This window comes from Pseudomonas sp. TE24901 (assembly GCF_054058375.1).
Genome location: NZ_JBSSAF010000011.1, coordinates 1 through 12,499 on the forward strand (window position 1 = coordinate 1; position 12,499 = coordinate 12,499).

Here is a 12,499-nt window from a genome sequence, read left to right on the forward strand (position 1 = left end):
GGTTTCCCCATGTGAGAGTAGGTCATCGTCAAGATTAAATTCCGAAACCCCATTTGCGAAAGCAGATGGGGTTTTGTTTTGGGCGGTCGAAAAGCAGACCTTACTATCAGCGACGCTCACCCATGAGCCTAAGCCCAAGCCCCTTCACATCAAAACCCCTTCTCCCTGATCAACTCAATAAGCGCCCTCAACCCGGCAGGCACATGGCGTCGGCCCGGGTAATAGAGGCGCAGCTTGTCATAGGCGGGCGTCCAGTCTTCCAGCACGCGTACCAGTGTTCCTTGCGTGAGGTCCGTGGCGGCGTTCCATTCCGTCAGGTAAGTAAGCCCCATTCCCGCTCTGGCGGCTTGAAGCATCAAAGTGGGGTTATCAAGTGTCAGCGCACCTTGTACATCCACCGCAATCGCTTCACCGTGACGTGCAAACTCCCAACGATAGATCGCACCGCTCGGCATTCGACTGCGTATGCACTCATGGGCGCCCAGATCCAGGGGGCTTAAAGGGGCAGGGCGCCTGGCAAAGTAGGCAGGGCTGCCCAATACCGCGAACCGCTGAGGCGGACTGATATCGACAGCGATCATATCTTGCGCAACGCTATCGCCCAGGCGGATCCCGGCATCAAATCCTTGCGCCACGATATCGACAAGGCGCCCTTCAGTGACGATATCCACCTTCATTTGCGGATAGCGCTGCATGTACTCCAGCAGCAGTGGCATCACCTGCTTGGCGGCGCCTGCTGAAGTATTAAGGCGCAGAGTACCGCTCGGTGCGGCCTGACTATTCCCCGCTTGTTCAAGCGCCATACGGATGGTCGACAGGGCGGGCGTCACCGTGCGCACAAACTCCGCGCCAATCTCCGAAAGGGACACGCTGCGCGTCGTGCGATTGAACAATCGCACACCCATTCGTGCCTCAAGCGCGGCGACCGAGTGACTCAGCGCCGACGTCGACACATTCAACTCTGTCGCCGCCGCCCGAAAGCTGCGATGCCGGGCGACTGCCAAGATTGCTTCCAGCTCGTTCAATCCCGATGTGTTCATTGTCCTGAATTACTCATCAAGTCGTTCCGATTTGTGCGGATTATCAGATCAATCATAGTGGCTTACCGTAGGGCATACCAATTGAGTGCCTTCGGAGGCTCCATGCTTCAGATCAACCAGATCTACATAAATGGTCAGTTCGTGACGCCCCACGGTGAAGAACGATTCGACCTGTTCAACCCCGCGACCGCCGAGCCCATTGCTCAGGTCCGCCTGGCTGACGAGCACGACGCAATCAGCGCGATCAGCGCCGCCAAGCAGGCATTTCCCGAGTTTTCCCGTACACCCAAAGCGACGCGCGTTATTTACCTCAAGCGCATGCACGCAGCCGTAGCCTCTGTAGAAGCGGAGCTCACTGCCGCCATTATTCTTGAGTACGGAGCGCCGTTATCGCGTGCGCAATGGATGGCCAAGCATGCCGCGAGCGTGCTGCTGGACGCCGCAAACGTATTGGATGATTACGTCTTTACACGGCGCATCGGTATTGCCGAAGTGACCCTGCAACCCCTCGGCGTTGCCGGGCTCATCACACCTTGGAACAGCAATGCCGGTTTCATCTGCGGCAAGCTGGCTGCGGCGTTAGCCGCCGGGTGTACGGCGGTGATAAAACCCAGCGAAATGAGCGCCCTGCAGACCTCCATCGTCACGCGCGCGTTGCACGAAGCGGGTTTGCCGCCAGGAGTGTTCAACATCGTCACGGGCCGAGGTGAAACCGTCGGTGCCGTGCTGAGCACGCACCCGGATATTGCGAAAGTCTCGTTCACCGGGTCTACCGCCGTCGGCAAACAAATCCTGCGTGCCGGCGCTGAAACCTTGAAACGAATCACGCTCGAATTGGGTGGGAAATCTCCGGTACTGATTCTCGAGGATGCCGATCTCGCTAGCGCTGTACCCATGGCCATTCAAGCCGGTTTCATGAACAGCGGCCAAGCCTGTATCGCCGGCACCCGCATTCTTGTACCCGCCCACCGCCTGGCAGAAGTCGAAGCATTGATGGTCGAGGAAGTGGCGAAGGTCCAGGCAGGCGATCCCAATGATCCAGCCACCAGCGTTGGCCCCATGGTGAGCCTCAAGCAATGGCAGCGCGTCCAGCGATACATACACATCGGCATGGAAGAGGGCGCCCGCTTATTGGCCGGTGGTCCAGGATTGCCAGAGGGCGTCACCACGGGTTGGTTTGTGAAACCTACGGTCTTCAGCCGTGTGTCGAACCAGATGACCATCGCTCGTGAAGAGATTTTCGGCCCCGTCCTGTCGATCATCACCTACAGCGACGAGGAAGAAGCCCTGGCGATAGCCAATGACACGGCCTACGGCCTCCAGGCGTACATCCTGTCTTCGGATCTGCCAAAGGCCCACGCACTGGCCACGCGCATCGAGGCGGGCCGCGTGCTTATCAATACGTTGGCCCACGAACCTCGCGCCCCCTTTGGTGGGTTCAAACAGTCAGGTATCGGCCGCGAGTGCGGGACGTTCGGTTTGGAGGCATTTCTGGAGCCAAAATCCGTCCTGTCCTGACAAAACGGCATGCCGTTGGGGAAATCGATGCAAAGTGTTTCTGCATTTTTGGTATGGTGCAGCACATTTTCACAAGGATTGATCTTTTATCCGCAGGATGCGGCGTCGACCTTCTTCAACGAGATGCTGTAGAAATGCCTGAACCGATACCGATCAAGGATCACGAAAAAGAAAACCGCCTGGTCAACAAGCGCCTGCTTGCCTGCGCACTGCTGGTGATTGGCATCACCTGCGCCCTGGTTGGGCGCATGTATTTTCTGCAGGTGGTGCAGTACGACTACCACTCCACGATTTCTGAAAACAACCGCGTCCATGTATTGCCGATCACGCCGACCCGCGGGCTGATCTATGACCGCAACGGCGTCGTCCTCGCTGACAACCGCCCCAGTTACAACCTGACCATCACCCGCGAGCGCACCACCGACCTCAAGGGCGAACTGGACGCTATCGTCAGCCTGTTGCATCTGCCAGCCGAAGACCGCGCCGTGTTTGACAAGGCGCTCAAGCAGGCTCGCCATCCTTTTGTGCCCGTCACGCTGTTCTATGAGCTGACCGAAGAACAGATCGCTGTATTGGCGGTGAACGAATTCCGTTTGCCTGGCGTAGACGTCGAGCCGCAATTTGTCCGCCACTATCCATTGGGCGCGCATTTCGCCCATTCCATTGGCTACGTCGGCCGCATCAACGAGAAAGAATCCAAGGCCCTCGACTCGGTGGAATACCGCGGTACCCAGTCCATCGGCAAAACCGGTATCGAACGCTTCTACGAGTCCGAACTGCACGGCCACGTAGGCTACGAAGAGGTCGAGACCAACGCCCAGGGCCGTGTGTTGCGCGTGCTCAAGCACACCGACCCGATTCCCGGCAAAAACATCGTATTGAGCCTCGACGTTCACCTCCAGGAAGCCGCTGAAGAAGCGCTGGGCGATCGTCGCGGTTCGGTGGTCGCCCTCGACCCGCAGACCGGCGAAGTACTGGCCATGGTCAGCAAGCCGAGCTTCGACCCCAACAGTTTTGTGACCGGGATCAGCTTCAAGGAATACGCCGCCCTGCACGATTCCATCGACCGCCCGCTATTCAATCGGGTACTGCGCGGGCTGTACGCGCCGGGTTCGACCATCAAACCCGAGGTGGCCATCGCTGGCCTCGACAGCGGTGTGGTCACAGCGCAAACCCGCGTGTTCGACCCCGGTTACTACCAGTTGCCCGATTTTGACCACAAATACCGCAACTGGAACCACAGCGGCGACGGCTGGGTGGACATGGATGCCGCGATCATGCGGTCCAACGACACCTACTTCTATGACTTGGCCCACAAGCTCGGCATTGATCGTCTGCACGATTACCTGGCCGAATTCGGCCTTGGCCAGAAAGTGTCCCTGGACATGTTCGAAGAGTCAGCAGGCCTGATGCCATCCCAAGCCTGGAAGCGCGCAACCCGCCGCCAGCCCTGGTTCCCGGGTGAAACCGTGATCCTTGGCATCGGCCAGGGCTACATGCAGGTCACGCCGCTGCAATTGGCCCAGGCCACCGCGCTGATCGCCAACAAAGGCGTGTGGAACCGACCGCACCTGGCCAAGACGATCAACGGCGTGCCGCCTGTGGATAATAACCCGATGCCGAACGTGGTCCTCAAGGACCCGCGCGACTGGGAGCAGGTCAACCACGGCATGCAGCTGGTTATGCATGATCCGCGTGGTATCGCGCGGGCGGCCGCACAGGGTGCGCAGTACCGTATCGCCGGCAAGAGTGGTACGGCGCAGGTGGTCGCGATCAAGCAGGGCGAACGCTACGACCGTAACAAGACGCTGGAGCGCCACCGTGACAACGCCTTGTTCGTGGGGTTTGCGCCAGCGGAACATCCGAAGATCGTGATCTCGGTGATGATCGAGAACGGCGAGGCCGGTGGCCGCGTGGCGGGCCCGGTGGTGCGGCAGATCATGGACGCCTGGCTACTGGATCAGGACGGTCACCTGAAGCCGCAATATGCGACGCCCGCCAAGGCGCCCGGAGACCCGCACGTCTGAGTCACACCTTCCACGCGTCCCACTGCTCCACGCCTTCATGTGCCAGCCATGGCACATCGTGGGCTGTCCAGATGTGCGAGGTGGGCCGTACGCCAGGATCATCGTCCAGCGTCGCCACTCGCACAATCACATGGGGTTGATGCCCTCGCTCGGCCATCAGATGTGAGCCGCAGCGAGAGCAGAAATGCCTGAGCTTGCCCGGCGAAGATTCATACGAGGATAAAAGCGCCTCACCTTGTGTCCAGCGAAAGTGCTCGCGCATCACCCCTGCGGTTGCCACAAAAGGCGCCGCATGCACTTTGCGGCAGCTTTCGCAGTGGCAGTGGCTGATGGGCATATCCAGGCTGTCGAGTTGATACTGCACAGCCTTGCAAAAACAACTTCCGTGGAGCTGTTGACTCATTGCGTGCCATCTCAAAGGGGGAGGGCACAATCTACCTTTTGCGGGCACGCTGCGCATTAGAGTCATACAAGTCGTTACCCTTATTCCTACATTGCTTTAAATTGCAAGGCGTTCTCATTCGTACGCAACATCACTATGCCTCTGTCTGCTGTGCCTCACACTTCTCGTGAACCCGTTGGGCAGCTCTACGGCGATCACCACCGTTTGCTGGTCAGTTGGCTGCGCGCACGCCTGGGTTGCTCACAGCAGGCGGCGGAACTGGCTCAAGACACCTTTGTCCGCTTGTTGCTGGCCGAACGCATTCAGCCCGTGGCCGCTGAATTGAAAGAGCCCCGGCACTTTCTGGTGACGGTTGCCAAGCGCGTGATGATCGACAGTTTCGCCACAAAGCCCTTGAGCAAGCATACCTCCAGGCCTTGGCTGAACAACCGCAAGGCTCTGCCATTTCGCCGGAAGGTTCCTACACCACCGGCGCCACCAGCACTGCGACCAAGCTGCCGCTGTCCCTGCGCGAAACGCCGCAGTCGGTCAGCGTAGTCACCCGCCAACTGGTGGATGACCAGCACCTGTCCACGCTCAACGAAGTGCCGGCCAACTACCAGGTGGACGAGCACCTGTCCGTGGGGCTGAACGTCAACAACCTGTTCGACAAGAAATACTACGACGGCATGGGCACGTTCAACTCTGGCTCCTACGGCGAGCCGCGTAATGCGATGGTCAACGCCAAGTGGAAATTCTGAGGGTCTAGCACTGCCAGTGCGTGGCCGAAAAGGTTGCGCATTGGTCGATGTCGCCTACTGTCAATGGAGGAGGTGACTTATGCATGTACTAGATCGCATCGAACGAAAAGTCCTGCTCAATGCTTCACGTAAGCAGGTGTGGGAGGCACTCACCGATGCCGAACAGTTTGGCAGCTGGTTCGGTATCGCCCTCAAGGGCAAAGCCTTCGCTGCCGGGGAAACCCTCGAAGCGCCGATCACTTACCCGGGTTACGAGCATGTGACCTGGAAGGCCAGGATCGAACGCATCCTGCCGCAAACCCTGTTTTCTTTCTGGTGGCACCCTTATGCGGTCGAGAAAGGGGTCGATTACGACAAGGAGACGCCCACCCTGGTGGAATTCACCATCGAAGACCGGGCTCCTGGCATTCTGCTGCGGGTGGTGGAATCCGGTTTTAATGCCGTGCCCGAAGCCCGTCGCCAAAAAGCTTTCAAGATGAATTCCCGTGGCTGGGACGAACAAATGGGCAACATCGAAACCTACCTCAACCAAGCCTGACCTCTTGTAGTGAGCGGGCTTGCCCCGCGCGGCGGTGTACCAGCCACCTGAAGCTAACTTGACACACCGCTGCGCGGGGCAAGCCCGCTCACTACAAGCTGTCAGCCTTCGTGGGCCGTGGTGATTTCCAGGGTGTCGGTGAAGGTCACCAACACACTCTGCCCCACCTTGAGGTCTTTAAGCCCCGCACGAATCTCTGGTTTTTCCACATTCAGCACCTTGGTCGCCCCCGTCGGGTTTTCCAGGGTGACCTGGTTTTTCTTCAGGTCGATGTGGGTGATCTTCAACTGCACCTGCACCTGGCGGAACGCTGCGCCGCCGGGGTTCGGGTTGTCGGCGGTCGCACGGATTACGCCGGTTTTTTCACTGGCATCCGGTGCACTTTTGTCGATGTCGGTATCGAGCACGGCCGCAACCGAATGGGTGGTCAGCACTTTGACTTGATCACCTACCTTGAGATTGCCCAGGTCCTTGGCATCCTCGCTGAGCTGCACATGCACCGGGTTGCCTTGGGCGCCCACCAGCACCACTTGATGCTTGGCAGCATCCACCGACAGCACCTTGGTGGTCACTTCATCGGCTTCAAGGGATTTGGACAGCGGGATGTCGGCGGCGTAGGCGAGGTTGCCGGCGGCCAAAAGTGTGGCCAGGGCAATGGCCTGGCGAAGCGTGCGAATAGTGTTCATTGAGTGGACTTCCCTGTGAGTGAAGCCCTGAGTCTAGTGGCGAGCCGGCGATGCGCAACTGCGCCGGCTTGCCCTCCAGTCAAACGTTTAGAAATCCACCGTCGCCGACAGCTTGGCCACGCGCGGATCGCCCTGGGTCAGGTAACCCCCGAGTGCCGACTCCCAGTACTTGGTGTTCGCGACGTTCTCCACGGTCGCGCCCAGCGTCACATCACGCTGTTGCACCTTGAAGCTGTAGCGTGCACCCACATCGAAGCGGTTCCACGTTGGCAGGCTCAAGTTGTTGGCGGCGTCGGCGTACTGGCCACCGGTACGCAGCATGCGGCCGTTGACCGTCACGCCTTGCAGGCCTGGCACATCCCAATCTACCCCGGCGTTGAGCTGGAACGAAGGCACGCCGACCGCACGGTTGCCGTCATTGGCGCCGCCCGCGGTACCGCTGACTTCGGTGTGGATGATCGTCGCGCCGCCCAGCAGGCGCAGGCCGGCAACAGGCTCGCCGAAGACGTTCAACTCGACGCCCTTGTTGACCTGCTCACCCTGGAACACAAACGTCGCGGTGCCATCCCCGTTCAGCTCAGAGTAACCCTGGGTCGGTTGTTCGATGCGGTACACACCCAGCGTTGCGCCGTAGCTGCCCATGTCCACTTTCACCCCGGCCTCGGTCTGCTTCGAGCGGGCGGGTGCGAAGGTCTGGTTCTTGTTGGTCACGTTGGCGCCGGCAAAGGTTGTCGGTGCGGTCGGCCCGGACGCCAGGCCTTCGATATGGTTGGCGTAGAACGACACATGGTCCCACGGTTTGAACACCAGGCCGTACACCGGCGTGGTGATGCCCTTGTCATAGTTGGCCGTGCGCTCGCCGGTGCCGTAGGCATAGCCTTGTACCACCAGTTCCTGACGGCGCAGGCCGGCGGTGAACAGCACGCGGTCATCCAGGAAACCAAAGGTGTCCGACACCGCTGCACTGCGGGCGAAGGTCTTGGCGGTGATGCCCGGGTCGTTCATGTCGCCACCCGTGAAGCTGCCCTTGACCGGCTGCGCCACGTCGACCGGGTTGTAGATATTGCTGGCGTGCTCGGTGAAGTCAAAGTCGTAGGCATTGCGAGACTGGGTCCAGATCCCGGTCAAACCGACGTTCAGTTTATGGCTGACGGCGCCGGTCTGGAACTTGCCGTTGAGGCCGGCCATCAGGCTGGTGTTGTCTTCCTGGTGAGCGATGCGCGAGCCGGTCACGGTGGCGTTGCCCAGGGTGTCGTTCACGGTGGTCGAAGAGTAACGCCCGATCTCGTTGGTGTGCTTGGCACCGGCTGCAAGGTAGGCCGTCCAGTTGTCGTTGAGGTCGTACTCGCCACGCAGCATGCCGAAGGTATCTTCCAGGCTGGTGGTCGCCCAGCTAGGCGCGTAGTTGGTGTCGGCCGAAGGGGCGTCGGGAATGTGGGTCAGTGTTTGCCCGAGGAACACCGAGTTGCGCCCGCCGTTGACCTGCTGCTTCTGGTACACGAAGTCTCCCGACAAGCGCAGGGCATCACCACGGTAGTCCAGGCCGACCGAGAACAGCTTCGAGCGCTGGCTCTCATCGTCCACACCGGTATCGCCTTCGCGCTGGGAGAGGTTCACCCGCGCGCCGAAGCGGTTGTCTTCGCCGAAGCGCTGGCCGATGTCCAGGTGTTCGCCCACCCGGCCGTCGTTGCTGATGTCGGTGCTGAAGCGGCGCAGCGGCACGTCGTCGGCGCGCTTGGGTTGCAGGTTCACACCGCCCCCAATGCCTGAACCGCCTGGGGTCACGCCATTGATGAAGGCGTTGGGGCCCTTGAACACTTCAACCCGCTCCAGGGCATCGGTGGACATGAGCTGGCGCGGCACGATGCCGTACAGGCCGTTGAACGAGATATCGTCGCCATTGAGCGGCAGGCCACGAATCACAAAGGCCTGCGATTGGTTGGCATACCCTGACGCCTGGCGCACCGAGGAGTCGTTGAGCAACACATCGCCGACGGTTTGCGCCTGTTGGTCGCGGATCAGTTTTTCGGTGTAGGACGCCATGCTGAACGGCGCGTCCATGATGTCCTGGTTGCCCAGCACACCCAACTGGCCACCGCGTGCCACTTGGCCACCGGCATAGACTGGGGGCAGGGCGCTTGGCGCTGGCGCATCGGCGTTGATGTTGGTGGCGCCCAATTCCAGTGTGTTGCCGTCCTGACGGTTATTCGCATCCTGCGGGGTGACGGGGGCGGCAGCGTGAGCGCCAAGGCTCAAGGAGCAGCAAAGGGCGAGCAGGGTGGGGCGAAACGGCACGGAAAGTCGGGTACGGGTGGGCATGGTCGATCCTGACGGCGAACCGTCACTGTGAGGAATGGGGCAACAACGTTGCGCGTCCTCGCTGCGCGGATACGACTCCGATGCAAATGATAGTGATTGTTATTAATGTTTTGCAACAAATTTGTCGGATTGCGGTCTGCGTGCGCGTTAACGTGCCGCGTTTGTGCAGATGCCGAGTAGAATCACGCCCTGAAAGCGATTCCAGAGGTGCGGTACGGTGGATTTACAGCAGGGTTTTGTCCTGACCCGGCATTGGCGCGATACCCCGACGGGCACGGAGGTCAGCTTCTGGCTGGCCACCGACGCCGGCCCGCGGTTTATCCGACTCCCCATGCAGACGTCGGTGATGTTTATCCCCGAGGCCCACCGCAAGCCACTGGACGGGTTGCTCAAGGGCGAGCGCGAGATCGAGCTGCGCCCGCTGCAATTGCAGGACTTTCATCATCGCCCGGTGTTGGGCCTCTACACCCGCCAGCACCGCCAGGCCATGGACGTGGAAAAGCGCCTGCGCGCAGCCGGTGTCGATGTCTATGAAGGCGACGTGCGCCCGCCCGAGCGCTACATGATGGAGCGTTTCATCACCGCCCCGGTGTGGTTCGGCGGCACCCCCGACGCCAACGGTGCGCTGTCCGAGGCGCAGATGAAGCCCGCCCCCGACTACCGTCCGCCGCTCAAGCTGGTGTCCCTCGACATCGAGACCACCGCCCAGGGCGATCTCTATTCCATCGCCCTCGAAGGCTGCGGCGAGCGCCAGGTGTACATGCTCGGTCCGCCCAACAAGGCCGACGCGGTTGACTTCAAACTCGACTACTGCGACACCCGCGCCCAATTGCTCGAACGCCTTAATCAATGGCTGGCCCAGCACGACCCCGATGCAATCATCGGCTGGAACCTGGTGCAGTTCGACCTGCGTGTGCTCCATGAACATGCCCAGCGCCTCAAGGTGCCGTTGATGCTAGGCCGGGGCGACGAGCCCATGGCCTGGCGCGAGCACGGCAACCGCACCCATTTCTTTGCGGCGGCGGCGGGGCGCCTGATCATCGACGGCATCGAAGCCCTGCGTTCGGCCACCTGGAGTTTTGAATCCTTCAGCCTGGAGAACGTCGCGCAAACCCTGCTCGGCGAAGGCAAGGACATCTCCACGCCGTACCAGCGCATGGATGAAATCAACCGCATGTTCGCCGAGGACAAGCCCGCCTTGGCGCGCTACAACCTCAAGGACTGCGAGCTGGTCACGCGGATTTTCGAGAAGACCGAGCTGCTCAAGTTCCTGTTGGAACGGGCCAGCGTTACCGGCCTGCCCGCCGACCGCAGCGGCGGTTCCGTCGCCGCCTTCACCCACCTGTACATGCCGCTGATGCACCGCCAGGGTTTCGTCGCGCCAAACCTGGGCGACAAACCACCCCAGGCCAGCCCCGGTGGATTTGTCATGGACTCGCGCCCCGGCCTCTACGAATCAGTGCTGGTGCTCGACTACAAAAGCCTCTACCCGTCGATCATCCGCAGCTTCCTCATCGACCCGGTGGGCCTGGTCGAAGGCCTCAAGCACCCCGATGACAGCGAGTCGGTAGAGGGCTTTCGCGGTGCGCGTTTCTCCCGCACCCGACACTGCCTGCCGTCCATCGTCGCGCGGGTTTCCGAAGGCCGCGAAGTGGCCAAGCGCGAACACAACGCGCCGCTGTCCCAGGCCCTCAAAATCATCATGAACGCCTTCTACGGCGTGCTGGGCTCCAGCGGCTGTCGCTTCTTCGATACGCGCCTGGCGTCCTCGATCACGATGCGCGGCCACCAGATCATGCGCCAGACCCGCGCGCTGGTAGAGGCCCAGGGGTATGAGGTGATCTACGGCGACACCGACTCCACCTTCGTCTGGCTCGGCAGTGCCCATTCCCAGGACGACGCCAGCCGCATCGGCCTGGCGCTGGTGCAGCACGTCAACGACTGGTGGCGCGAGCACTTGCGCAGCGAGTTCGGCCTGCAAAGCGCCTTGGAATTGCAGTACGAAACCCACTTCAGCCGCTTCCTCATGCCCACCATCCGTGGTGCGGAGGAGGGCAGCAAAAAGCGCTACGCCGGCCTGGTGGTGCGTGGCGATGGCAGCGAAGAAATGGTCTACAAAGGCCTGGAAACCGTGCGCAGCGACTGGTCGCCCCTGGCGCGGCAGTTCCAGCAGGAGCTTTATCAACGCATCTTCCATCGCCAGCCCCATCAGGACTACGTGCGTGACTACGTGCGGCGCACCCTGAGCGGCGAACTGGACGACCTGCTGATCTACCGCAAGCGCCTGCGCCGTCAACTGGACGACTACGAGCGCAACGTGCCGCCCCATGTGCGTGCCGCGCGCCTGGCGGATGACTACAACGATCGCCTGGGGCGTCCGCGCCAGTACCAGCGCGGTGGCTGGATCAGCTACGTGATCAGCGTCAATGGCCCCGAACCGCTGGAAGTGCGCCAGGCGCCCATCGACTACGACCACTACGTCACCCGGCAATTGCAGCCGGTGGCCGACGCGATCCTGCCGTTCGTGGACGACGATTTCAGCACCCTGGTGGGTGGGCAAATGGGCCTGTTTTAAAACGCTTGATTCGTGCGGGCGCAAGCCTGCACTCTCTGTCTCTGACGACCCTCAGACGGCAGCACCTCCATGACCCAGATCACCCTGACCGGCACCACGGTCGAACTCCAACCCCTGCTCCGCGACCACAAGGCCGCCTTGCTCGACGCCGCCGCCGATGGCGAACTGTGGGACCTCAAGGTCACCAACGTCCCGGGGCCGGACACCGTCGATCAGTACATCGACACCGCCCTGGCCGGGCGTGATGCGGGCACCGTCATTCCGTTCACCATCGTGCGCCGTGACAGCGGCCAGGTGGTGGGCAGTACGCGGTTCTGGAAGGTCGACCGGATCAACCGCAAGCTGGAAATCGGCCACACCTGGTTGGCGCAATCCACGCAAAAAAGTGCGGTCAACACCGAAGCCAAACTGCTGTTGCTGACCTACGCCTTCGAAGTACTCGACTGCGTGCGCGTACAATTCACCACCGACGAACTCAACGAGAAATCTCGCGCCGCGATCCTGCGCCTGGGCGCCGTGCAGGAAGGCATCGTGCGCCACGAACGCATCATGCCCGACGGGCGCAAGCGCAACTCGGTGCGCTTCAGCATCATCGATTCGGAATGGCCGCAGGTGAAGGCCGGTTTGCAGGCCAAACTGCAACGCTAGGAGGA

At 61.1% G+C, this 12,499-nt stretch carries 10 protein-coding genes and 1 pseudogene; 7 read left to right on the forward strand and 4 right to left on the reverse strand.

The features are described 5' to 3' along the window. Nucleotides 1-149 precede the first annotated feature (149 nt). On the reverse strand, nt 150-1,040 hold the full coding sequence (locus ACVWVP_RS21505) for a LysR family transcriptional regulator (RefSeq protein ID WP_457407897.1): 891 nt from the start codon (nt 1,038-1,040) through the stop codon (nt 150-152). A 102-nt stretch (nt 1,041-1,142) separates the two neighbouring features. Between ACVWVP_RS21505 and ACVWVP_RS21510 the strand changes: the two genes are divergently transcribed. Both ACVWVP_RS21510 and mrdA read left to right on the forward strand, forming a co-directional pair. After that, the gene (locus tag ACVWVP_RS21510) at nt 1,143-2,558 is read left to right on the forward strand and encodes an aldehyde dehydrogenase family protein (RefSeq protein ID WP_457407899.1); all 1,416 of its coding nucleotides are present in this window, start codon (nt 1,143-1,145) and stop codon (nt 2,556-2,558) included. Between the two features lie 134 nt (nt 2,559-2,692). Further along, entirely contained in the window at nt 2,693-4,585 is a 1,893-nt protein-coding gene (gene mrdA, locus ACVWVP_RS21515; protein ID WP_259174370.1) for a penicillin-binding protein 2, read from the forward strand. Nucleotide 4,586: 1 nt separating this feature from the next. On the opposite strand, the gene ACVWVP_RS21520 is transcribed toward mrdA, so the two are convergent. Then, complete coding sequence (locus ACVWVP_RS21520; protein WP_178925823.1) at nt 4,587-4,988, reverse strand: GFA family protein; 402 nt, start codon at nt 4,986-4,988, stop codon at nt 4,587-4,589. Between the two features lie 135 nt (nt 4,989-5,123). Between ACVWVP_RS21520 and ACVWVP_RS21525 the strand changes: the two genes are divergently transcribed. The 3 genes and pseudogenes from ACVWVP_RS21525 to ACVWVP_RS21535 all read left to right on the forward strand — a co-directional run bounded on the left by ACVWVP_RS21525 (nt 5,124) and on the right by ACVWVP_RS21535 (nt 6,266). Then, nucleotides 5,124-5,525: a sigma factor gene (locus ACVWVP_RS21525; protein WP_457407903.1), complete on the forward strand. Its 402-nt coding sequence runs from the start codon at nt 5,124-5,126 to the stop codon at nt 5,523-5,525. Continuing rightward, nucleotides 5,441-5,728: pseudogene (locus ACVWVP_RS21530) on the forward strand (hypothetical protein); the annotation flags it as partial. The gene ACVWVP_RS21525 and the pseudogene ACVWVP_RS21530, both read left to right, overlap by 85 nt. 79 nt (nt 5,729-5,807) lie before the next feature. Then, entirely contained in the window at nt 5,808-6,266 is a 459-nt protein-coding gene (locus ACVWVP_RS21535) for an SRPBCC family protein (RefSeq protein WP_178925824.1), read from the forward strand. Nucleotides 6,267-6,367: 101 nt separating this feature from the next. Here ACVWVP_RS21535 and ACVWVP_RS21540 read toward each other — a convergent pair whose 3' ends face one another. Together ACVWVP_RS21540 and ACVWVP_RS21545 are read right to left on the reverse strand one after the other, a co-directional pair. Beyond that, entirely contained in the window at nt 6,368-6,952 is a 585-nt protein-coding gene (locus ACVWVP_RS21540; RefSeq protein WP_457407906.1) for a hypothetical protein, read from the reverse strand. An 87-nt stretch (nt 6,953-7,039) separates the two neighbouring features. Further along, on the reverse strand, nt 7,040-9,271 hold the full coding sequence (locus ACVWVP_RS21545) for a TonB-dependent receptor (RefSeq protein ID WP_457407909.1): 2,232 nt from the start codon (nt 9,269-9,271) through the stop codon (nt 7,040-7,042). A gap of 217 nt (nt 9,272-9,488) precedes the next feature. On the opposite strand from ACVWVP_RS21545, the gene ACVWVP_RS21550 reads away from it, so the two are divergent. Continuing rightward, a complete protein-coding gene (locus ACVWVP_RS21550; RefSeq protein ID WP_457407911.1) occupies nt 9,489-11,846 on the forward strand; it encodes a DNA polymerase II in 2,358 nt (785 codons plus the stop codon). Between the two features lie 69 nt (nt 11,847-11,915). After that, a complete protein-coding gene (locus tag ACVWVP_RS21555) occupies nt 11,916-12,494 on the forward strand; it encodes a GNAT family N-acetyltransferase (RefSeq protein WP_457407913.1) in 579 nt (192 codons plus the stop codon). The last annotated feature ends 5 nt before the right edge of the window (nt 12,495-12,499 follow it).